Origin of the sequence: Ruminococcus sp. N15.MGS-57 (genome assembly GCF_000980385.1) — a bacterium.
Taxonomy (GTDB): Bacteria; Bacillota; Clostridia; order Oscillospirales; family Ruminococcaceae; genus Hominimerdicola; species Hominimerdicola aceti.
In genome coordinates, this window is sequence record NZ_LARF01000037.1 from 1 (window position 1) to 23,147 (window position 23,147).

Annotated in this window: 23 protein-coding genes; 1 reads left to right on the top strand and 22 read right to left on the bottom strand. The window is 45.0% G+C overall.

What is annotated here, in order from left to right; all coding sequences use genetic code 11:
• Window positions 1-196: 196 nt before the first annotated feature.
• The gene (gap, locus tag WS40_RS08120) at window positions 197-1,234 is read right to left on the bottom strand and encodes a type I glyceraldehyde-3-phosphate dehydrogenase (protein WP_022287438.1); all 1,038 of its coding nucleotides are present in this window, start codon (window positions 1,232-1,234) and stop codon (window positions 197-199) included.
• Window positions 1,235-1,663: 429 nt separating this feature from the next.
• Between gap and WS40_RS08125 the strand changes: the two genes are divergently transcribed.
• Window positions 1,664-2,746 carry a sensor histidine kinase gene (locus WS40_RS08125; RefSeq protein ID WP_046441634.1) on the top strand — a complete coding sequence of 361 codons (1,083 nt, stop codon included), beginning with the start codon at window positions 1,664-1,666 and terminating at the stop codon, window positions 2,744-2,746.
• A 92-nt stretch (window positions 2,747-2,838) separates the two neighbouring features.
• Here WS40_RS08125 and gpmI read toward each other — a convergent pair whose 3' ends face one another.
• From gpmI to ruvC, 21 genes are all read right to left on the bottom strand, one after another.
• A complete protein-coding gene (gpmI, locus tag WS40_RS08130; protein ID WP_046441635.1) occupies window positions 2,839-4,362 on the bottom strand; it encodes a 2,3-bisphosphoglycerate-independent phosphoglycerate mutase in 1,524 nt (507 codons plus the stop codon).
• A gap of 35 nt (window positions 4,363-4,397) precedes the next feature.
• Window positions 4,398-4,847 (bottom strand): hypothetical protein, encoded by a 450-nt coding sequence (locus WS40_RS08135; protein ID WP_325208492.1) that lies wholly within the window; start codon window positions 4,845-4,847, stop codon window positions 4,398-4,400.
• Between the two features lie 117 nt (window positions 4,848-4,964).
• A complete protein-coding gene (tpiA, locus tag WS40_RS08140) occupies window positions 4,965-5,741 on the bottom strand; it encodes a triose-phosphate isomerase (RefSeq protein ID WP_022287442.1) in 777 nt (258 codons plus the stop codon).
• A gap of 130 nt (window positions 5,742-5,871) precedes the next feature.
• Complete coding sequence (locus WS40_RS08145; RefSeq protein WP_046441637.1) at window positions 5,872-6,393, bottom strand: DUF3592 domain-containing protein; 522 nt, start codon at window positions 6,391-6,393, stop codon at window positions 5,872-5,874.
• Window positions 6,394-6,471: 78 nt separating this feature from the next.
• Entirely contained in the window at window positions 6,472-7,695 is a 1,224-nt protein-coding gene (locus WS40_RS08150) for a phosphoglycerate kinase (protein ID WP_022287444.1), read from the bottom strand.
• Window positions 7,696-7,833: 138 nt separating this feature from the next.
• Window positions 7,834-10,101: an ATP-dependent Clp protease ATP-binding subunit gene (locus WS40_RS08155; protein WP_046441638.1), complete on the bottom strand. Its 2,268-nt coding sequence runs from the start codon at window positions 10,099-10,101 to the stop codon at window positions 7,834-7,836.
• A gap of 40 nt (window positions 10,102-10,141) precedes the next feature.
• Complete coding sequence (locus WS40_RS08160; RefSeq protein ID WP_046441639.1) at window positions 10,142-11,020, bottom strand: CvpA family protein; 879 nt, start codon at window positions 11,018-11,020, stop codon at window positions 10,142-10,144.
• Between the two features lie 16 nt (window positions 11,021-11,036).
• Complete coding sequence (locus WS40_RS08165; protein WP_325208493.1) at window positions 11,037-12,677, bottom strand: DUF5711 family protein; 1,641 nt, start codon at window positions 12,675-12,677, stop codon at window positions 11,037-11,039.
• The gene (gene truA / locus WS40_RS08170; protein WP_046441640.1) at window positions 12,643-13,407 is read right to left on the bottom strand and encodes a tRNA pseudouridine(38-40) synthase TruA; all 765 of its coding nucleotides are present in this window, start codon (window positions 13,405-13,407) and stop codon (window positions 12,643-12,645) included. Before truA ends, WS40_RS08165 begins: the two co-directional genes overlap by 35 nt.
• A gap of 17 nt (window positions 13,408-13,424) precedes the next feature.
• On the bottom strand, window positions 13,425-13,709 hold the full coding sequence (locus WS40_RS08175) for a hypothetical protein (RefSeq protein WP_046441641.1): 285 nt from the start codon (window positions 13,707-13,709) through the stop codon (window positions 13,425-13,427).
• 10 nt (window positions 13,710-13,719) lie between these two features.
• Complete coding sequence (locus WS40_RS08180) at window positions 13,720-14,523, bottom strand: energy-coupling factor transporter transmembrane component T family protein (RefSeq protein WP_041337616.1); 804 nt, start codon at window positions 14,521-14,523, stop codon at window positions 13,720-13,722.
• 77 nt (window positions 14,524-14,600) lie between these two features.
• Entirely contained in the window at window positions 14,601-15,464 is an 864-nt protein-coding gene (locus WS40_RS08185; protein ID WP_046441642.1) for an energy-coupling factor transporter ATPase, read from the bottom strand.
• A 12-nt stretch (window positions 15,465-15,476) separates the two neighbouring features.
• Entirely contained in the window at window positions 15,477-16,325 is an 849-nt protein-coding gene (locus WS40_RS08190) for an energy-coupling factor transporter ATPase (RefSeq protein WP_046441643.1), read from the bottom strand.
• A 24-nt stretch (window positions 16,326-16,349) separates the two neighbouring features.
• Complete coding sequence (locus tag WS40_RS08195; RefSeq protein WP_041337612.1) at window positions 16,350-16,649, bottom strand: hypothetical protein; 300 nt, start codon at window positions 16,647-16,649, stop codon at window positions 16,350-16,352.
• 72 nt (window positions 16,650-16,721) lie between these two features.
• Window positions 16,722-17,618, bottom strand: coding sequence for a carbohydrate kinase family protein (locus WS40_RS08200; RefSeq protein ID WP_046441644.1), 897 nt, complete (start codon window positions 17,616-17,618; stop codon window positions 16,722-16,724).
• A 28-nt stretch (window positions 17,619-17,646) separates the two neighbouring features.
• Window positions 17,647-18,510, bottom strand: a complete 864-nt coding sequence (locus WS40_RS08205) for a class I SAM-dependent methyltransferase (RefSeq protein WP_046441645.1) — start codon at window positions 18,508-18,510, stop codon at window positions 17,647-17,649.
• 22 nt (window positions 18,511-18,532) lie between these two features.
• Window positions 18,533-19,213, bottom strand: coding sequence for a flavodoxin family protein (locus WS40_RS08210; RefSeq protein WP_417124293.1), 681 nt, complete (start codon window positions 19,211-19,213; stop codon window positions 18,533-18,535).
• A 21-nt stretch (window positions 19,214-19,234) separates the two neighbouring features.
• Window positions 19,235-20,578, bottom strand: a complete 1,344-nt coding sequence (glmM, locus tag WS40_RS08215; RefSeq protein WP_046441646.1) for a phosphoglucosamine mutase — start codon at window positions 20,576-20,578, stop codon at window positions 19,235-19,237.
• 232 nt (window positions 20,579-20,810) lie between these two features.
• A complete protein-coding gene (gene ruvB, locus WS40_RS08220; RefSeq protein WP_022287457.1) occupies window positions 20,811-21,848 on the bottom strand; it encodes a Holliday junction branch migration DNA helicase RuvB in 1,038 nt (345 codons plus the stop codon).
• Between the two features lie 16 nt (window positions 21,849-21,864).
• The gene (ruvA, locus tag WS40_RS08225; RefSeq protein WP_046441647.1) at window positions 21,865-22,464 is read right to left on the bottom strand and encodes a Holliday junction branch migration protein RuvA; all 600 of its coding nucleotides are present in this window, start codon (window positions 22,462-22,464) and stop codon (window positions 21,865-21,867) included.
• Window position 22,465: 1 nt separating this feature from the next.
• A complete protein-coding gene (gene ruvC, locus WS40_RS08230; RefSeq protein WP_022287459.1) occupies window positions 22,466-22,969 on the bottom strand; it encodes a crossover junction endodeoxyribonuclease RuvC in 504 nt (167 codons plus the stop codon).
• Window positions 22,970-23,147 lie beyond the last annotated feature (178 nt).

Below are 23,147 nucleotides of genomic sequence, written 5' to 3' on the forward strand. Positions count from 1 at the left end.
CCCAAAAGCAGGAAATCTCGACTCTTTGAGCGCTGTTTTTTTACAACGCCTTTTTTTGTGTGTTGCCATAAGGCTGCGATTGACAAGCGAACAGTGTTCGCCAGTTTTTGCTCACCTTTGTTGTATCCATACGCAAAAAAAGACCGCCTCATGATGAAGCGGTCTTTAGTAAGCAATTTAGTTTTGGCTGTGCAGATTATGCAAGCTCAGCAAAGTACTTGATTGTTCTTACCATCTGTGATGTGTAAGAGTTCTCGTTGTCGTACCAAGAAACTACCTGTACCTCATAGAGATCGTCAGCGATCTTAGATACCATTGTCTGAGTAGCATCGAAGAGTGAACCAAATCTCATGCCGATAACGTCAGAAGAAACGATTGGATCCTCGTTGTATCCAAATGACTCAGAAGAAGCAGCCTTCATAGCAGCGTTGATGCCTTCAACTGTTACGTCAGCACCCTTTACAACTGCTGTAAGGATTGTTGTTGAACCTGTTGGAACTGGAACTCTCTGTGCAGAACCGATGAGCTTGCCGTTAAGCTCTGGGATAACAAGGCCGATAGCCTTTGCAGCACCTGTTGAGTTAGGAACGATGTTTGCAGCACCAGCTCTTGCTCTTCTCAGGTCACCCTTTCTGTGAGGACCGTCAAGGATCATCTGGTCGCCTGTGTAAGCATGGATAGTGCTCATGATACCGCTCTGGATAGGAGCATACTTGTTAAGAGCATTAGCCATAGGAGCAAGACAGTTTGTTGTGCAAGATGCAGCTGAAATGATTGTATCGTCAGCTGTAAGTGTCTTCTCGTTTACTGAGTAAACGATAGTCTTGAGGTCGTTACCAGCAGGAGCTGAGATAACTACCTTCTTAGCACCAGCATCGAGGTGAGCCTGGCTCTTAGCCTTTGATGTATAGAAGCCTGTACACTCGAGAACTACGTCTACACCAAGCTTGCCCCAAGGACAATCCTTAGCATCCTTTTCTGCATAAATCTGAAGAGTCTTGCCATCAACAGTGATAGTATTAGCCTCATCATCAGCTGATACTGTGTGGAGATTCTCACCGATCTTACCACAGTAACCGCCCTGAGCTGTATCATACTTAAGAAGATCAGCGAGCATTGAAGGCTTTGTCAGGTCGTTGATTGCAACTACCTCGTAGCCCTCTGCGCCAAACATCTGTCTGAATGCAAGACGTCCAATACGTCCAAAACCATTAATTGCGACTTTAACTGCCATAATTAATTTACCTCCTAAAAATTTTTCTGTACTTATTATACTACATTTTTCTATACATTGCAAGTGTTTTTACAAAAAACTTAGAACTTTTTTTCTTTAAGGCAATACCGCACAAAGATTGTGCGTCAGATGCGTAGTCAGATTTTTTCGTCAGGTCACATAAAAATTCCGCAGGCATACTGTCGTATGTCAAGGGATTTTTGTGTGATATGACGGAAAATCCGCAAGCAGATGGCGTGCAAAGCCGTCAGGCGGGCTTTGTGCGGTGTTGCCTTAAGACTTCACCGTAAAGCCATCTTAGTCTTGATCCGTCAAAGCACTGCTAAATTCTTTAAAATATGATCAAATATTGATGATTTTTTATTGACTACCCCGACAGTTTAGGTTATAATATTTACATGAGATCTTTATGAAAGGCAGGCTAACAAAGTGGAACTGACATCTTCTGTGAAAGAGATATACGCTCAGTCTGAGGAAAACATTATCCTCACTGACGCTGAGCTTAATGTCATTTGGAAAAATCATGGCGATCTGCCTGATGCTATAGATATTTCTGCTTTATGCGATACTCCGGAAAACGCTTTCATTCTGCCTGTTGAAAAGACAGCTACCTTTGAATATAAGGGCAGGTTTGCAGACTCGGCGGCAATGCGGTTTGAACCACTGAGAGATAATGGCATTATAACGAATTATCTCATACACTATTACTCATGCATGGACATAGAACGTCTTTCGGACAAGTCTGGATATTTACGCTTCAAATCGAATTTTCTCGGCAACATAAGGATGGAGCTTTCTAAAATGTTAGCGATGCTTGACAGCCAAAAGAAATCCTTCTCTTCAAAAGCCGGCACTGAATATGAGCATTTTGACCATGAGGCAAGGCTTCGTATACTGAAGACATTTTCCGCAACAGTGAACATGACAGAACTTGCAAAATATTTCAGCGGCAATTTCACAACTGAATATCAAAGCCTATCAGACATATGCGGTGAGGTATGCGACGAAGAAGGCAATTTGCTTGAGGAGGACGGCTGTATTTTCAGATACTCCATTGACCCGTGCATTTATTTTGAAACAAACAAAAGCCTTATTAAAAATGTGCTTGTAAATCTGCTTGTGAACGCATATATGTACAATGACAAGGAACAGCGGCAGGTGGAGCTTATCCTAAAAACTGAGGACGACAGGATAATACTGTCAGTAAGTGATAACGGCAACGGCATGACAGACGATGTATGGCAGGCGGCTATCACGCCATTTGGCACATTCCAGAAATACAGTAGCAGTGAGGCGTTGGGGCTTGCACTGGCAAAATGCTTTTGCGACCGTTTTGACGGTGAACTAAGTTATCGCAGCGAGATTGGCAAAGGCACTTGTGTGACCATGAGTTTCCCATGTGACAGCCGTGGTTTGCCGAAAGAGTTCCATGTGAGCAGAATGCCACCCATACCGAACCCATACGGCAGTACCTACTGCATAATGGCTAAAGGGCTTGACCCACTGAAATAGGGTTTGGGCAGTATACAGAGCAAGTGAATAGATGGAATACCAAAAAAGGCAGTGCCGATTTTCTCGGTACTGCCTTGATTATTTTATGGAAATTAGTCCTTGATGATAGACTTACCTGTCATTTCCTTTGGCTGCTCAAGACCCATGAGTTTGAGCATTGTTGGTGAAAGGTCAGCAAGAACGCCGCCCTCTCTGATAAGAACATTGCCTGCACCTGCGATAATAAGAGGTACAAGGTTGGTTGTGTGGGCTGTGAATGGAGAGCCGTCATCTTCCATCATCTTATCTGCGTTGCCGTGGTCTGCTGTGATAAGTGCTATGCCGCCCTTTGCAAGAACTGCGTCAACTGTTTTGCCTACGCACTCGTCAACTGCTTCTACGGCTGCTACGGCTGCGTCGAACACGCCTGTGTGACCTACCATATCGCAGTTTGCATAGTTGAGGATAATTGCGTCATACTTGTCAGACTCTATTCTCTTGAGAACTTCGTCGCATACAAGATATGCGCTCATTTCAGGCTGGAGGTCATAAGTTGCTACCTTTGGTGAATTGATGAGGGCTCTGTCCTCGTTTTCAAAAGGAGCTTCTACGCCACCGTTGAAGAAGAATGTAACGTGTGCATACTTCTCTGTTTCAGCGATTCTAAGCTGTGAAAGACCCTTCTTTGCGATATACTCGCCGAAAGTATTTTCAAGGCTTGCTGGCTTGAATGCAACGTCAACGTTTGGCATTGTTGCGTCATACTGTGTCATGCAGACATAGTAAAGTGGGAATCTGCCATTTCTTCTCTCAAAGCCTGTGAAATCATCGTCAACGAGAGTTCTTGTTATCTCTCTTGCTCTGTCAGGACGGAAGTTGAAGAAGATAACGCTGTCGTTTGCGGATATCTTGCCGTTCTCATCGATAACTGTAGGAACAACGAACTCGTCTGTAACGTCAGCGGCATAGGAAGCCTTGATAGCGTCAACTGCGTTATCAGCCTTATTGCCCTCGCCGTATACCATTGCGTCATAAGCCTTGCCTACACGCTCCCAACGGTTATCTCTGTCCATTGCATAGTAACGTCCCATTACTGTTGCTATCTTGCCGACACCAATTTCCTTGAGCTTTTCTTCAAGCTCAGCTACGAAGTCAACTCCGCTTGTAGGAGGAACATCTCTGCCGTCCATGAAGCAATGAACGTATACCTTTGTAAGACCTGCTTTCTTAGCAAGCTCCAAAAGGCCATAGAGGTGTGAATTATGTGAGTGAACGCCGCCGTTTGAAAGAAGTCCGAACAGGTGGAGTGCGCTGTCATTCTTCTTGCAGTTCTCAACGGCTGCTGTGAAAGCTTCGTTTGAGAAGAATTCGCCGTCCTTGATAGACTTTGTAATTCTTGTAAGTTCCTGATAAACTATTCTTCCTGCGCCGATATTTGTATGGCCTACCTCTGAGTTACCCATTTGTCCCTCAGGAAGTCCAACGTCCATGCCGCTTGCACCGATAAGAGTGTGCGGATAGTTGGCAAGAAGTCTGTCGATATTAGGTGTTTTGGCAGCTCTGATAGCGTTGCCGTAATCCTTGTGATTATAGCCGAAGCCGTCCATAATGATAAGTGCTATGGGTTTCTTTGACATATTTCTTAGTCCTTTCAACATCATTTATATTCGTATTATCCCCAATAACCGCCATTTTCAAGGAAGCTCAGGACATATTCCTTAAATTCCTTGGCAGTATCGTCGCTTGTGTAATAGGTCTTTGCGCCGATACGGACATAGTTACTCTCTCCTGACTCATAGTAGATAGCCGGACCTTCTGAACATTTTATATCCAGCCAATCGCCGCCGACAACATACTCACTTGAATCCGGTTCTTTTTCTTCTGCGTTTTCCATGACTTTCGTGCGGAACTCTGTTATCTTGTCGAGAAGCTCGCTGTCTGTAAACTCAACGCCGCTAAGAAGCTTACTAGAGTCCATTTTGATAGTTACATTTTCAAGCTGAGCTTCAGATGTTGTCTGAGAGCTTTCTGCCGCCGGTGCACTGCTTTCGTCAACGCTTCCGCAGGCTGCAAATGACATACACATGGATAATACTAATGCTGCAAATATTAATTTTTTCACAGTTGCGTCCCCCTGTTCAAAAAAAGCAGAGGACAGCCGCAGCCGTCCCCTGCGGAACTTTTTATTTGTTTGTTCTTGTGACGAATGATATTTTGCCCCTAGATATCCGTCTGTTAATTAGCCCTCAACAGCTGCCTGAACGATAGTGTTGAAGTCAGCAGCCTTCAGTGAAGCACCGCCGATAAGACCGCCGTCTACGTTCTCCTTAGAAAGAAGCTCTGCGCAGTTCTTAGCGTTCATTGAGCCGCCGTACTGAATTGTAACTGCCTCTGCTGTAGCTTCGTCATAGATCTTAGCAAGTGTTGCTCTGATGAATGCGCAAACTTCCTCTGCCTGATCTGCTGTAGCTGTCTTGCCTGTGCCGATAGCCCAAACTGGCTCGTAAGCGATAACGGACTTCTTAACGTCCTCTGCTGATACACCGAAGAAATCAAGCTTTACCTGTCTTGCGATAACTTCCTCTGTGATGTTGCACTCACGCTCCCAAAGAAGCTCGCCAACGCAAACGATAGGCTTAAGACCAGCTGCAAGAGCTGCCTTTGTTCTCTTGTTTACTGTTTCGTCTGTTTCACCGAAATACTGTCTTCTCTCAGAGTGACCGATAACAACGTACTCAACGCCAAGCTCAACGAGCATATCTGCTGAGATCTCGCCTGTGAAAGCGCCGCTCTTCTCAAAGTGAACGTTCTCTGCACCGATCTTTACGTTTGAACCTGCTGTTGCGTTGATAGCAGTTTCAAGGTTTGTGAAAGGAACGCAAGCGATAACTTCTACCTTGCCCTCAGCGTTTGCAACAAGTGGCTTGATAGCTTCGAGAAGCTCCTTAGCCTCAGGTCTTGTCTTGTTCATTTTCCAGTTTCCTGCAATAATTGCTTTTCTTACAGCTTTTTTCATGATAAAAAACTCCTTTATTTTTTATAGGGAACAGAAAAACTGTTCCTGCTAGTTTTCCAAGTCTATTATACAACATTCACTCGTATTTGTCAACTAATTAACAAAGGCTTGGACTTATTTTATCTGTTTTTTACAGCTTGTCTATAAGCATGACCACACCGAAAACGCCAAGCAGGACACCGATAGCGATAGCCGCATAGCCAAAGGGCGTTTTCTCCTCTTTTTCCTCGGCTTCCTTTTCCTCCTCAGTGACTTCTACCTTTGATTTTTCATCGTCAAGGTAAAATTCCTGTGGGTTTGCGGGGTTATACTTTATGTCTATCATATCGCCCTTTTCATAGCCGTTGTCTGTGACTATTTGTGTATACTTCTCGCCGTCTATGGTATAGCCTATTTTCCATTCGGTAAAAACTCTGTCCTCACCGCCGTTGAAATCAGGCATTGTGGTCTTGACTTTCTGCAAGGCTTTTGCCTGAGTTGGTTCGTAGTGATCCTCCTCAGGGATATTATATTCCTGCTCAGGGAAAAAGCGATAGCCCTGCAAGGCTTTTATACCGAAATAGATAAGTCCAATGCCTGTGAGCAGAAGAATTATTCCGCCTATGCCCTGCCAGCCTAATCCGCTTTTTGCAAGTAGTGTTATTTCATTCATTTTTACTACCTCGATTTCTGCATAAAAAAGGGACAGGCAAAACCTGCCTGCCCCTAGCTTATAGCCTAGTAAGATATATTACTTGTCAGCGATTACGTCGATACCTGGGAGAACCTTGCCCTCGAGGTATTCAAGTGAAGCTCCGCCGCCTGTTGAGATGTGTGACATCTTATCAGCAAAGCCAAGCTGGATAACTGCTGCTGCTGAGTCGCCGCCGCCGATGATAGTTGTAGCGTCTGTTTCAGCAAGTGCCTTTGCAACTGCGATTGTACCCTTTGCAAGTGTTGGGTTCTCGAACACGCCCATAGGACCATTCCAAACAACTGTCTTTGCAGACTTAACAGCCTCGCCGAAGAGAGCCTGTGTCTTTGTGCCTATATCAAGGCCTTCCTTGTCAGCTGGGATCTTGTCAGAATCAACAACTTCTACATCGATAGGAGCGTCGATAGGATCAGGGAAACCTGCTGCAACTGTTGTGTCGATAGGGAGAAGAAGCTTCTTGCCGAGCTTTTCAGCCTTTGCCATCATTTCCTTGCAGTAGTCGATCTTTGTATCGTCAACGAGGGAAAGACCAACTTCCTTGCCCTGTGCCTTAAGGAATGTATATGCCATACCGCCGCCGATGATAAGTGTATCGCACTTCTCGAGGAGGTTTGAGATAACGTTGAGCTTATCTGCTACCTTTGCGCCGCCGAGGATAGCAACGAATGGTCTAACAGGTGTTTCAACTGCATTTCCGAGATAGTTGATCTCTTTCTGCATGAGGTAACCAACTGCTGTTTCCTTAACGAACTTTGTAACGCCAGCTGTAGAAGCATGAGCTCTGTGAGCTGAACCGAAAGCGTCCATTACAAATACTTCGTCGTCAACGAGGTCAGCAAGTTCCTTAGCGAAAGCTTCGCCGTTCTTTGTTTCCTCTGCGCCTCTGAATCTTGTGTTCTCAAGAACAACGATATCACCGTCAGCCATTTCAGCAACTGCCTTCTTAGCGTTGTCGCCAACTACTGTATCGTCAGCAGCGAATGTTACCTTTGTTTCAGGAAGAAGCTCTGCAAGTCTTGCAGCAGCAGGAGCAAGTGAGAACTTAGCCTCTGGGCCGTTCTTTGGCTTGCCAAGATGTGAACACAGAACTACCTTGCCGCCGTCAGCTACCAGCTTCTTGATAGTTGGGAGAGCAGCTGTTATTCTGTTATCGTTTGTAATAACGCCGTCCTTAAGAGGAACGTTAAAGTCAACTCTTACGAGTACCTTTTTGCCCTTTACATTAATGTCATCAACAGTAACTTTGTTTAAACCTGCCATTTTAAAGACACCTCTCAATTTAATTTTTTAATTCACGTTGTTAAAAAACTAACAACCTTACCTTTATTATATAACATACCGTCATAAAAATCAAGTATTTTTTTATAATTTTTACCCTGATTTTATAACTTTAGGCTTTTAAAGTGCGTCCACCCTTATCTCTCCGTTGTCAGCGGATATTGCCACGGCGGACACCGCTCCCTCGCCCTTGTCTATAAGCAGTTCGGCTATCTTATCCTCAACCTCGTTTCTTATGACACGGCGGATATCTCTTGCACCAAGCTTCTGACCGTATGCCTTATGTGCGATAGTTTTCAGAGCTTCATCTGTATATCTCAAGCTGATATGTTTCTCCTCCAGCGGCGACTTCATCTCGTCCAGCATAAGACCTGCTATGCCTGCGTAATTCTCCTCTGTGAGCGGATTGAACACAACTATCTCGTCTATTCTTCCAAGAAACTCAGGTCTCAGGAAATCTCTCAGTGCTTTCATTGCTTTATCCTTGGCGATATCACTGTCGGTCTTATTGAAGCCCACACCTGTATCTCTATCAGTCGAACCTGCGTTTGATGTCATGACGATAACTGTATTCTCAAATGAAACACTTCTGCCCTGCGAATCGTTGATACGTCCCTCGTCAAGTATCTGGAGAAGTATGTTCATAACGTCAGGGTGAGCCTTTTCTATCTCGTCAAAAAGTACCACTGAATATGGTCTGCGGCGCACCTTTTCGGTAAGCTGACCTGCTTCATCAAAGCCTACATATCCCGGAGGTGAGCCGATAAGCTTTGATACTGAGTGCTTCTCCATATACTCGGTCATGTCAACTCTGATAAGCGGTTCGGTGGCGTCAAAAAGCTCTTCTCCAAGGACTTTCACAAGCTCTGTTTTTCCAACGCCTGTTGGGCCGACGAAAATAAATGAAGCCGGTCTGCGACGTTTTGAAAGCTGAACCCTTGTACGCTTTATTGCCTTTGCGACCTTATCAACGGCTTCGTCCTGGCCGATAACACGCTTTGAAAGGGCTTCTTTCAGATGCTTTATCTTGTCATACTCGGTCTGAGCTATTTTATTGGCAGGGATACCTGTCCAAAGCTCTATTACCTTTGAGATATCTTCCTCTGTTACCTGAACGTTTTTGAGGGTCTCCTCAACTTCTTTGAGCCTGTTCTGTATTCTCAGTATCTCGCCCTTTTCCTTTGCGATTATCTCATAGTCAGGTTCTGACTTCTGCTCGTAATCCTCAACGAGCTTTTCATGCTTTTTTAGTTCCTCGTTAAGTGCGTCGAACTCTTCTATTTCAGGTGTTCTGATACTTGTGCAGGCGCAGGCTTCGTCAAGAAGATCTATCGCCTTGTCAGGGAGAAATCTGTCGTTGATATATCTTTCAGAAAGCACTGCACACTCTCTGAGCATATCGTCTGATATCTTTACTCTATGGAAATTTTCGTAATACTGCTTTATGCCTTTGAGAACTGTGATTGTGTCCTCAACTGTCGGCTCGGAAACTGTTACAGGCTGGAAACGTCTTTCAAGTGCAGAGTCCTTTTCGATATACTTTCTGTACTCCTTGAAAGTCGTTGCGCCTATTACCTGTATCTCGCCTCTTGAAAGGGACGGTTTCAGAATATTAGCGGCGTTCATCGTTCCCTCATTGTCGCCTGTGCCAACAAGGGTATGCACCTCGTCTATAAAGAGGATAACATTGCCCTGCTCTTTTACTTCCTCTACAAGTCCTTTACAACGGCTCTCGAACTGTCCTCTGAACTGAGTGCCTGCAACAAGTGCGGTAAGGTCGAGGAGGTAAAGCTCCTTATCCTTGATATGGAACGGCACATCTCCGGCAACTATCCTCTGTGCGATACCCTCGGCAATGGCTGTTTTACCAACGCCAGGTTCGCCTATAAGGCATGGGTTGTTCTTCTGACGTCTTGACAGGATATGGATAACTCTTGATATCTCCTTATCTCTGCCCACAACATTATCAAGCTTGCCCTCTCTTGCTTTCTGAGTAAGATTAGTGCAATAGTTGTTGAGAAATTTAAGCTTTTTCTTTTTATCCTTTGGCTTGTTCTCTCCGCCATCATCGGTGGCTTTAGGCATACCTCCTGCGAGGTTGCTGAAAAGATTGGCTGCGTCACCGCCGAAAAGATTGCTCAGGAAGTTCGTTCCGCCCGGCTCAAAATCGTCCCCGTCGGAAGCCTCCATAAGCTGATTTGACATTGCTTCAAGGTCATCGTCTGAGATGCCCATTGCCTTCATATAATCGTCCACCTGCGAAATGCCAAGCTCCTTAGCACAAACAAGGCAAAGTCCCTCGTTCTTCTTGTGCTGAGGATCCTTGGCGTTCATCTGTGAGATGAACACCACAGCAGGACGCTTTTTACATCTTGAACACATTAACATTTTTATTTGCTCCTTTCCTTACTGATACACCTTACGGTAATCATTTATACAGAATATCAAAGAAGTAACTGAACAGATAGGTATTTTCAAAAACAGCGCTGTTGAACTTTGGAAGCTTGTTCTCGGTAGCATTTATCACAGTGCAGACCATAAAGGCTATCAACACCAGATACAGACCACCTTTGCAAAGACCAAGCGCCATGCCTGCGAAACGGTTTGCCGCTGTCAGACCTGCCATTCGGGTAAAAACTCCAGACAGACGCAGGATAAGCCTTATGACTATCTCCATAAGCACATACATCATCATGAACACGCAAAGCCTTATAAAAGTCAGGGCGATCGGCCGGAAAATGTTCTTTTCCAGATACTCAGCACCAGTTCTGCCACCCTCAGAGAGAGCCTTGACGGCTTCGTCTATCTGCTCGGCAGTGAACTTCACCGCCTTAGACAGACTTTTTCCAAGCTTATTGCCCTCCAGCTTTTCGCTGAGCTTTTGGGGCATAACGCTGTGGATATACTCTGAAAGCTCTTCGCCCTTTTGCTGAGCGGTATCAAGGTCTGTTCCCTTTGAAACAAGCAGCTTTTCGGTATTCTCCGCAAGAGTGCCTGCCCCTGACAGGACGTTTTTTATCTCCTCATCTGAAAGGTCGATATCAACGCCCTCGTTTTTCAGTTCATTGCTCACAAGCTTTGAAAGGTCCGTCTGTTCAGCAGCGTTTTCAAGGCCCGTTATAAGCTGCGTTTTGAAATATTTGTTATATACATTTTCAGCCGACATATTGGCTATAAGAAAAGCCACAAGAACGGCTGCCACTGTTCCGAGCATTGTGATGACATATCTCACAAAGCCCTTACAGTATCCTGTCAGAGCGGTCACGATAAGGATCATTATAACTGCTCCGTCAAAAAAATATGCCATATTTTCCTGCCTTTCGTCAGGTCTCGAAAGCTATTTTGTTTATCTCATGCAGACCTAGAAAATAAACGCTGTCATTGATGTAAACAAAGTCAAGATACTCAGAGGACACTGCCGCTGTTGCAAGTAGATTTCCTGCACTATCATAGGCTTCTATATTATCCTCGCCGAGAAGGATCACCTTCTTGTTCTCTGCGGCCATTTTCTTAGGCTTGCCACTTTGAGTATAAACAACGCTATCAGGCTTATCTCCGTCAGAGTCCGAACGGAACACCGCAAGAGTTCCTGTTTTACGCTGTATGCCATCGAATGCTACTGCGGCAGTGGTATCTGTCAGGGCATAGTCTGAAAGCTCCTCTGGATATTCATACTGCATAAGTATTTTACCATTGCTGTCAAGCTTGTAGAAGCAGGTATCGCCCACTACCCAATAATCGCCGTTATCGTTTCGCTGAACGGCAACTGCGAGAGTTTCAAGCTGTTCGCTCTTCATCTTCTCCTCTGTGCTGTCAAAGGTCACATAATAGATGACCGAGCGTAACGCTCCGCCACTGCTAGAAAATGTTGAGATACAGCAGCCGCTTCCGTCCTTATCAAAGCTTATATCAAGTATTCTTCGTGAGCTTGACCACTGATATATCTCTGCTCCCGAGGAGTCATAAACTGTCAGCACTGCGGCATATTTCTCAGTCTGGGTGACCACTGCAACTGTGCTGTCAGGGGCTATCTCCGCCAAAAGTATAGACTGGTCTATATCCTTTGAGAGCAGCTCGCCCTTTTTATTCAACACTCTGAAAGAATTTCCACCGTTATCGTAAACAAGCACACGCTTTCCAGATGTTCTTACAACAGGGTTTGCAAAGTTATGAGAATTATCCGATATCTTATTGCCAGACTCGTCATAAAAAGCAATGTTCCTGTCGTCAACTCGAACTATACCGTCGGAAAGCTGTTTTATAACGTTGACAGAGCTTTCATCAAAGGTCAGCGGGAAATTTCCGCTTTGCTTTTTGCCGTCGTTCACTATAGTGGCATGAGGTCTGTCCAAAATGCCCTCAAGCTTCGGCACCCACACTCCTCTTGAAGCGTAAACGCCAACTCCGAAAGCGACCACCACTGCTATGGCGGCTATCTTCTTATAGAGCTTTTTGTTTTTCTCTTTCTTTCTTGCCGCTCTTATATCAGTGACGTTGGATATCTCCTCGTCAGACCTCTCTGCTTTCTCGGCCTTTTTCTCTTTTCTGCTTTTATGCTCGGATTTTTCCTCTTTGCTTTCTGAAGCCTGCTCTTTATTTTCACCGCCTGATACTGTTATCTTGCTTTCATCAGCTTTTTCAGGCTTTTCCTCATCGGCTTTATCCTCGGTGTTCGTCAGCTCTATTCTGCTTCGTGACTCCTCGGCTTCTTCCGCTTCTTTTCGGAGCTGTTCTTCCTGCTCACGTTCCGCCGCTTTCTGAGCCGCCTTTTTCTGACGCTTTATCTCTCTGAAAGTAACGTTCGGCATAGGCTCTTCTGCACCGTGAAACTCGTCACGCTGAACAAAATCCGTCTGCTTGGTTATTCTTATTGTTTTTTCTTCTTTGGTAGGCGGATTTTTCTTTCTCCGCCTGCTCTTTGATCTTTTATCATTCACCTTGTTCAGATCCTTTATCTTTATCATAATACACTTCGTTAAGATACAATCCCTGCGGCGGAACGGTCTTTCCGCCTCTTGTTCTGTCCTTTGACGCAAGTATATCGGGTATTTGAGTTTCTCCTATCTTGCCCTCATTTATAAAAATAAGCGTGCCTACCATTATCCTTACCATATTGTACAGAAAGCCGTCTCCCGAAACTGTGAATATCACAAGCTCGCCCTCACGTCTTACATGGAAAGAGAATATAGTCCTAACTGTATTCTCCTTTGTGCAATCGGTGGAACACATGGCTTTGAAATCGTGCGTTCCCACAAAATCCTGTGCGGCTTTATCAAGCTTTTTTTCGTCTATTGGAAACCAGCTGCGGTAGGCTGTATCTTTATAAAAGGGATTTTTTATCTCGCTGTTATGTATAATATACTCATACTCCTTGCCGCTGCACATATATCTTGCGTGAAAATCAAGGGGGACTTTTTCGCACTCCAGCACTGAGATATCGTCCGGCAGCTTTGAATTAAGTCCAAAAACTATGCCACGGCAGGTTATTGTGGACTCTATAAGAAAGCTTGCACAAAATCTTCTTGCGTGCACTCCTGCATCTGTTCGTGAACAGCCGTTCACTGTGACTGTCTGTCCCGTCAGCGAGAGGATAGCTTCTTCAAGCACCTGCTGAACGGCAAGGGCGTTGTTCTGCCTTTGCCACCCATGATAGGCTGTGCCGTTATAGGCAAGTATTATCCTGAAATTTGTCATGAGTATATCCCGTTTCTTTAGTCGAGTGTTATGGAATCTATATTGTCAAGTCTTACTATCATGGTGCTGTCGCTTTTCTTTTCGTGAACGATAAGCTTTACCCACTCGTCGTCTGCGTCAAGAATAGTACAGCTATGACCATAAATCCCGTCGCCGTCAATGGTACATTCTCTGCCGATAAGTTCTTTTATAATGCCTGACATTTTACTTCCCCCATTTGCATTTCTCTCAAGTTTCTTGACTTTTCTTTCCAAAGTGTCAAGTCTGTCATCTTGGTCCATATCTTTAAAAACACTGCTCATAATACCCCTCCTAAACGACTATATTTATGACAATAACGCCTGCAAGGAACAGCACGCAGAATATAGAGCCATAGAGATCGACTATGCTCATATGGAGCTGTTTCATTCTTGTTCTGCCCTCTCCGCCGTGATAACAGCGGCACTCCATAGCGAGAGCAAGCTCCTCAGCGTGTCTGAACGATGCCACAAAAAGCGGTATCAGCACTGGGATAAGGGCTTTAGCTTTCTGTATCAGCGAGCCTGTTTCCATATCCGCTCCTCTTGCTTTCTGTGCCGACATTATCTTGTCTGTTTCCTCGATAAGGGTAGGGATAAATCTCAGGGCAATAGTCATCATCATTGCAAGCTCATGGACAGGCACTTTTATCTTTTTCAGCGGTGAAAGCAATCTTTCGATAGCGTCTGTCAGGTCGATAGGCGAGGTGGTGTAGGTAAGAAGCGAAGTGCCGACAATAAGGCAGATTATCCTTATCATCATGAACACTGCCGTGTCAACGCCTTCATCGGTTATCTTGAGAAATTTCCACTCAAAATAGGCTTTGCCCGTTCTGATAAAAAGCAGATTGAGTATCGCCGTGAATATTATTATCGGCACGATAGGCTTCAAGCTTTTTAGCATTAGTTTACCGGGTATTTTCGATATGATAAAAGTGAGAATAGTAAAAGCTATGCCCACAAGAAGTCCCCACACGCTGTTTGCGGCGAAAAGCATTACTATGAAAACCGCCGTCATTATTATCTTTATTCGTGCGTCCATTCGGTGAATGACAGAATTTCCGGGAAAATACTGTCCTATAGTAATATCCTTTATCAAGGTATATTCCTCCAATTTTCTATCTCAACTTACACAGTCCTGCTCTCTGCTCATATGGGTCAAAGGCAGTCCGCTGCTTACTTGTTCTTTTTCTGCTCCAGCATTTCAAGGATGACCTTTTTCGCATAGCCAACTGTATACACATCGTCCTTAATATCAATGCCCATGGCTTTGAGCCTGTTTATAACTCTTGTTATCTGCGGCACTGCAAGTCCCATTGACACAAGCTCCTCAGAGCGGTGGAACACCTTTACTGTATCGTCATAGCAGAAAAGCTTCGATTCGTTCATGACGAGTATCTTTGAAACGTTCTTTGCGATATCCTCCATAGAATGGGATACCAGCAAAACAGTGTTTTTCATCTGCTCATGATACTCTCTTATAAGACCAAGTATCTGCTCTCTGCCCTTTGGGTCAAGACCCGAAGCAGGTTCGTCAAGGATAAGCACCTTTGGATTCATTGCCATAACGCCTGCTATAGCCACACGCCTTTTCTGTCCGCCCGAAAGCTCGAAAGGCGATTTGTCAAGTATCTCAGGGCTTAGCCCTACCATTCTTGCGGCCTCTTTCACATACTTATCTATCAGCTCTTCTTTGACGCCCATATTCTTAGGTCCGAATGCGATATCCTTATAACAGGTCTCCTCAAAGAGCTGATACTCAGGATACTGAAACACAAGACCCACCTTAAATCTTATAGGGCGAAGCCTTGATTTATCGTCCCACAGCCTTTCTCCGTCTATATAGACGCTTCCGCTCGTGGGCTTCAAAAGACCGTTGAAATGCTGGATAAGGGTAGATTTGCCTGAGCCTGTATGTCCTATTATACCCACCATTTCGCCGTCATTTATCTCTATATTAACATTGTCTACGGCTGTTTTGCGAAAGGGCGTACCCTCGCCGTAAACATAAGTCAAGTTTTCCGTTTTAATTACTGCCATTGTTACTCCCTATCACTTAAGCATTTCATAAAGCTTCTGAACGCACTCGTCCTCGTGGATTATCTCGGTGGAGATGTCATAGCCTGCCCTTTTAAGCTCCCAGCAAAGCTCTGTCACCTGCGGCACGTCAAGTCCCAGATTTTTCATGGTTTCCACATTTGAGAATATCTTCTTCGGAACGTTATCCATTATGACCTCGCCACCGTCTATTACAACAACACGCTGTGCCTGTGCGGCTTCCTCCATATAATGGGTGATCAACACGATAGTAACGCCCTGCTCGTTGAGCATTTTGACAGTTTTCATTACCTCGTCCCTGCCGTGAGGATCGAGCATGGCGGTAGGCTCGTCAAGAAGTATACAATCAGGCTTCATTGCGATTATGCCTGCAATAGCCACACGCTGTTTCTGTCCGCCTGAAAGTTTATGAGGTGCATGAAGTCTGTATTCATACATACCGACGGTTTTAAGAGCCTCGTCAACACGCCTGCGTATCTCATTCGGCTCAACGCCCATATTTTCAAGGGCGAAAGCCACGTCCTCCTCCACGATAGTTGCAACTATCTGGTTATCAGGGTTTTGGAATACCATGCCCACCTTTTCTCTTATAGGCAGGAGGTTATTTTCGTCCAAAGTGTCCATGCCGTTCACATAGACAGCCCCCGACTCAGGAAGATTTATAGCGTTTATGCACTTTGCAAGTGTAGATTTGCCTGAGCCGTTATGACCAAGCACTGCCACAAACTCGCCTTTTTCTATGTTCAGATTTATGCCTTTAAGCACCTCCGTTTTAACAGGTGGCTCTTCAAGGTCGTTCACATAGGAAAAGTGCAGATCCTTTATTTCAATAAAACTGCTCATTTTACTTTCCTTACCAAATTTAGTTTATTCCTTATCTTCAGGCTGTTCTTTCTGTTCAGCCTTTCTTTCCTTATGCTTTTCGTAAACATTTTCGGCTTTGTCTATTCCTTTATCAAGGAGCTTTTCAGCCTTGTTCTTTACCTTTTTGCCCGTTTCGCTCTCTGCGAACTCGTGGGCTTTTTCCTTTCCCTTTTCAAACAGCTCTCCTGCTTTGCTCTTTATCTTCTGCCCCTTTTCACTTTCAGCAGCCTCGTGAGCTTTTTCTTTGCCCTTTTCAAGCATATTTCCTGCCTTGTGTTTAAGTTCATCAAAATCAAAAGACATAACCTTTCCTCCTGTCTGAAATTTTGGTTTATACCTTATTATAATATATGGGTATGCGAACGCTGTTCGCCCCTACATATTGCCCATAAGCTTTTCAATATCTTTTACTGTTGGCGGATAAAGTGCGATAGGGAACTTTTCCACCGCCGCACCTGCCACAGCACAAGCTGTTTTCACCAATGTATCGTCATCAAGACCTTTATAAAGTCCATATACAGCGCCTGCCTTAAAGCTGTCCCCTGCGCCAAGTGTTGACACTACGTCTACTTTAAATGCAGGGCACATCTTTGGCACAGCACCCTTCCTGCCATACATCGCACCCTTTTCACCAAGGGTGAATATCACAAGCCCGTCTGTATTATCTGTATAAAGCCTAAAAAGCTCATCATAGCTTTTATCCGGATAATATTCATCAAGGTGCTGATGAGATATGCAATTTACTGCACAATGCTTATTGATATAGCTGTCATAGGCACAATCTATGGTGACGTATTTCTTGCCATATTTTACGCAATACTCGGCTATCTTATCACCAAAATAAGGGTCAGCCGCAACGCAGGCTGAATTTTTCACTGACTCCTCCGAAGGCTGTTCATAAAAAGGCTCCGGACGTGAATAAAGCTTATCCCACTCGCCAAAACAGGTGCGTGTATTTTTATCTATGATAACATAGTCGGTCACGCCCTCGAAACCCTCTGTTACAAGCTCTGAAAGGTCAGCAGTCTTGTCTGCAAAATAATCCTTTATAAGCTTTTCATTGCCGCTTCCAAGGTGAGTACCCCCAAGCTTTACAGGCACATTCAGACTGCAAAGAACAGCCGCCGCTGTTCCGGTCTCACCACCGACAAGGTGATATTTTTCCTTTATCTCAGCCGTGCCGTCTGCCTTTGGAAAATCACCATCAAGAAGAAACGAACAGGTGGAGATCATTTGACCGTACATATAAACATAATTCTCAGTATATTTCATGCGAACACCATTCCTTACTATAGCAAAGCTATTTCTGCCAAATTGCCGTTGAACCGCATGGCAGCACACCGCCTGTTGCCTCTACAGGCAATCCTATCTCATCAGCCGTGACGTTTCCGCCAAACCTCGTTCCGAGGACATCTCTAAGGATATATGCCATAACTGAGGGTGAAAGTCCTGTGGTATAGCTGTTGAGCAGGAAGAAAAGCGGCTCGTCGCTCAAAACGCCTGAGCAGGTCTTTACAAGGTCATAGATACAATCTTCAAGCTTCCATATCTCTCCGCCAGGTCCTCTGCCGTAGGACGGAGGATCCATAACGATAGCGTCATAGGTCTTGCCACGGCGTATCTCACGCTGAACGAACTTTTCGCAATCGTCCACAAGCCAGCGAATAGGCTTATCGGAAAGCCCTGACACAGCGGCGTTCTCTCTTGCCCACTGCACCATGCCCTTGGATGCGTCAACGTGTGAAACGCTTGCACCTGCTTCGGCACAGGCAAGGGTAGCTCCGCCTGTGTATGCAAAGAGGTTTAACACCTTTATCTCTCTGCCTGCGTTTCTTATTTTATCAGCCATGAAGTCCCAGTTCACAGCCTGTTCAGGGAAAAGACCTGTGTGCTTGAAGCCCGTTGGTCTGATTATAAACTTCAAATTCTTATAGCCTATGTTCCAACTTTCAGGCAGGCGCTTTCTGTATTCCCATTCGCCGCCGCCCTTTGAGGAACGGTGATAAATGCCGTCTGCCTTTGTCCAAAGGTCAGAACGCTTCGGTGACTTCCAGATTATCTGAGGGTCAGGTCTTACAAGCACCTTTCCGCCCCAGCTTTCAAGCTTATCTCCGCTTGAAGTATCTATTATCTTATAGTCTTTCCAGTTTTCTGCAATTCTCATATTTTTTATCCTTATATAAAATTTACTTTTTCCACGGCCTTTTATTTTCCGTCCAGCCCTTTGCCTGCCAATATGCACTGTCAGCAGGGTTCCAGCCCTTTTTGTTTGCAAAGTGGAAAATGGTGAAATACATTCTGCCCTTAGCACTGACCTTTGGCTCAAAGCTGTCGCTTTTAAGCTTTGCGGCAATGCTGTCGGTCTTTTTCTCTATCTTCGTAAGCATTTTGTCGGAAACCTTGCTCCAGCTCGTTGTGTGTATGCCGAAGCCTATCTTATATATCTTAGGCACTCCCCAGAATGACAAGCTATCCGCCATATCTTTGTTAGTGCTTTTCATACCTGCACCTGCGGCTGTGGATATTAAAACGGCACGCTTTGAGAACATTTTCTCCTCAGGTCTATGGACTATCCAGCGCCAGCCGTAATGGTCGAGCCATGCTTTCATCGAGCCTGTGCAGTGGTAGACATACACAGGGGAAGTAAGTATCAGCACGTCTGCTTCGTCCACCGCTTTTGTGATAGGGTCAAGCTTCTCATAGTGAGGACACTTTTCTTCGCCTTTCATAAAGCAATTGGTACAGCCACAGCAGAACTCGCCGAAATCTCTCGGCAGGAAGAACTCTGTCACCTCGCCGCCAAGTTTATCGGCTAACATTCTGCCTATATGATATGTAGAGCCTTTATGGTTTTGACCATTTATCAAAGCTATTTTCAAAATATCACCTTACATTTTTTCGATAAGCTCCGCTATCTTGTGTGCATATTCTGTGATTATGCCTGTTCTCTTGCCCTCTATCATAACACGAACAAGAGGCTCTGTGCCTGACTCACGAACAAGTATCCTGCCCTCGTCACCAAGCTTTTCGGAATACATCTTGATAGCGTCTGTTATCTCAGGGACTTTATCCCACATACCCTTTTTGTCTGCTGTTATCTTAACGTTCACAAGCACCTGTGGGTAGCACTCCATGCAGGAAGCAAGCTCGCTCGCCTTTTCGCCTGTGCATTTGAGGACTGTCAGAAGCTTTGTACCTGTCAGCTCACCGTCGCCTGTGTTTGCATAGTCAAGAAGAATGATATGACCTGACTGCTCACCGCCTATATTATAACCGCCCTTGAGCATTTCTTCAAGAACGTATCTGTCGCCAACCTTTGTGGTAGCGGCAACGATGCCGTTTGCCTTTGCATACTTGAAGAAGCCGAGGTTTGTCATAACGGTAACAACGCAGGTGTTGTTTTTGAGTATGCCCATGCTCTTCATATATTTTGAGAAGATAGCAAGTATCTTGTCACCGTCGATAAGCTCGCCCTTTTCGTCAACTGCAAGACATCTGTCAGCGTCGCCGTCAAAGGCAAGACCGATATCACAATGATTATCAACAACTGCCTTTTGCAGACCCTCGATATGTGTTGAACCGCAATCCTTGTTTATATTCGTTCCGTCCGGCTTATCGTTGAGCATTATGCACTTTGCACCAAGTCCCTCGAAAATTCTTTGTGCGCACACAGAAGCTGAGCCGTTTGCACAATCAAGTGCCACACGGATACCATTGAAATCGGTCTGAACTGTTTTCATAACGTAGCGGATATAATCCCAAGCTGCATCCTTTTCGTAATAAACGTGACCTATATCACAACCGTCCTTAAGCTCTATCTTTTCAGGAGTGTCCAGGATAAGTGCTTCTATCTCGTTTTCTATCTCGTCAGAAAGCTTGAAGCCTGTGCCAGAGAAAAGCTTTATGCCGTTAAACTCAACAGAATTGTGTGAAGCGGATATCATAACGCCTGCGTCTGCGTTGTATTTCTTTACAAGCATTGCAACGGCAGGGGTAGGAACAACACCGAGTATATGAGCGTCTGCACCAACTGAGCAGATACCTGCGACCAGTGCAGACTCCAGAATGTCGCCTGAGATACGGGTATCCTTGCCTATGATTATCTTAGCCTTGTGGTTTGTTTCCTTCGTGAGTACCATTGCGGCAGCTCTGCCTATCTGCATAGCAAGCTCACAGGTAAGCTCTGTGATAGCTACTCCTCTTGCGCCGTCAGTTCCAAATAATCTTCCCATAATAATTAGCTCCTTTTCGAGGTCATACCTCTATATTATTTTTTATTTATGTAAACTCTATATTAACACACATATTAAATTTATCCGATAATAAAATTTTTCCAAAGACAGAAAAGTGCAGTGGCAGGCGAACACTGTTCGCCCCTACAGAACAAGAAATTCATCGCCGCTAGGCGATACCTTAATTCCTCATTCCTCACTCCTCATTCCTCATTAAGCATTCCTCACTAAATCACAGGTGCGTTTGTCCGTCCTTGAGAAATCCCAGATGATCGTAAGCAAGCTGTGTCGCCACACGTCCCCTTGGGGTCTTTGAAAGGAAACCAAGCTGCATAAGATACGGCTCGCAAACGTCCTCAATGGTGACTGACTCCTCGCCGATAGCCGCCGCAAGGGTTTCAAGTCCTACAGGACCACCGTCATAGCCTTTTATTATCATAGTCAGCAGACGTTTGTCGAGAGAGTCAAGTCCCAGTTTGTCAACGTCCATTCTGTTGAGAGCTATCTTTGCAATGTCTGCGGTTATCCTGCCGTTGCCCATGACTTCGGCAAAATCACGCACACGCCTTAAAAAGCGGTTTGCTATTCTTGGAGTTCCCCTTGAACGCTTCGCTATCTCCTCTGCACCGTCATCATCACAAGCCACGCCAAGCAAAACTGCAGAACGCTTTACGATATCGGAAAGCTGTTCGGTATTGTAAAGCTCCAAACGCTGGATAACGCCAAAACGATCTCTCAGCGGTGCAGAAAGTGAGCCTGCTCTTGTGGTAGCGCCTATAAGAGTGAACTTATTAAGCTCGATCCTTATAGACCTTGCCGCAGGACCTTTGCCCATGATTATATCTAAGGCATAATCTTCAAGGGCAGGATAAAGAACTTCCTCCACCTGTCTTGAAAGGCGGTGAATCTCGTCTATAAAAAGCACGTCGCCTTTTTCAAGGTTGGTGAGCAAAGCCGCAAGGTCGCCCGGCTTTTCAATGGCAGGCCCTGATGTTATCCTGATGTTCACTCCCATTTCGTGAGCGATTATGGCAGAAAGAGTGGTCTTGCCCAGACCAGGTGGGCCGTAAAGCAGAACATGGTCAAGGCTGTCGCCTCTGTTTTTTGCCGCTTGTATATATATTTTCAGGTTCTCCTTGACCTTTTCCTGACCGATATACTCGTCAAGTGTTTTAGGTCTAAGGCTCACCTCGAAATCATCAGTTGTTTCCGCCTGAGTTTCTTTCGGGGTGACTATCCTGTCTATATCAAAATCTCCTTTTTCGATCATTTATGGAGTTCTCCTCTCAAAATTTCGCAAGTCCGATAAGGGCTTTCTTTATAAGCTCTTCAACGCTCAAATTCGGGTCAAGCTTTGATATCACTGACATTGCTTCACCCTCGGTATATCCAAGCACCACAAGGGCTGTGACAGCTTCTTCGACAGCTCCGCTTGGAACAGCCGCAAAGCCCTGAGCCGCATTTCCTCTGACGGATATGGTATTCTCTTTTGCCACCTTATCCTTAAGCTCGAGGACTATCCTTTGCGCTATCTTTGTACCGATACCCTTTATCTTTGTGAAAGCCTTTGAATCCCCCGTTGCAACCGCAAGCGCAAACTGTGACGGAGTGCAGGCTGAAAGTATGGCAAGACCTGCCTTCGGGCCTACTCCGCTGACAGATATGAGCATACGGAAGCTTTTAAGCTCCTCCTTAGTTGCAAAGCCGAAAAGCTCCACCGCGTCCTCCTTTACGGCAAGATGTGTATAAAGCTTTACTTCGCTTTTGCCTGCAATCTGCTGCAAGGTGGGAAAAGTAGTTTTGCAGGCATAGCCAACGCCTGCACATTCTATTACGGCAAGGTCGCTCTCGGTATGAACGAGCTTTCCGCTAAGTGAATATATCATATTATTTCTCCTCAAAATTTTTCATAACACGCCTTGTGTTCACCGAAAGCCCATGAGTTATAGCAATAGCCACTGCGTCCGCTGTATCATCAGGCTTTGGGATAGCTTTAAGATGAAGCATGGTCTTTGTCATTTCCTGCACCTGCTTTTTCTCGGCACGTCCATAGCCGACTATGGAGCATTTCACCTGCAAAGGCGTATATTCATAGATTGGAATATTTCTTATTATGGCAGGAAGCAGGGTCACTCCCCTTGCCTGTGCAACGTCAATGGCGGTCTTTTCATTGGTATTGAAAAACAGCTTTTCTATTCCCATTTCATCAGGCTTATAGGTAGTTATTATCTCGGTCATATCATCATAGATGACTTTCAGCCGTCTGTTGAAATCCATATCCGAAGAAGTGGTTATTGCACCGTAGTCAACAACAGTGAATTTTCCGCTGTTGTATTCAAGCACTCCGAATCCCACAATGGCATAGCCCGGGTCGATACCAAGTATTCTCAAATCCACTCCTCCGTTCAATTTCAACGCTATCCTATAATGACCCTATTATAACAATTAATTATACCATATTTTTCGGTCAAATGCAAGCAAAACGCTGAGTTTTCACCTATTTCTCACAAGGCGAAAATGTAGAAATGCCACTTTGTGAAAAGTCTGTTTTTGGCTAAACTGACTATAG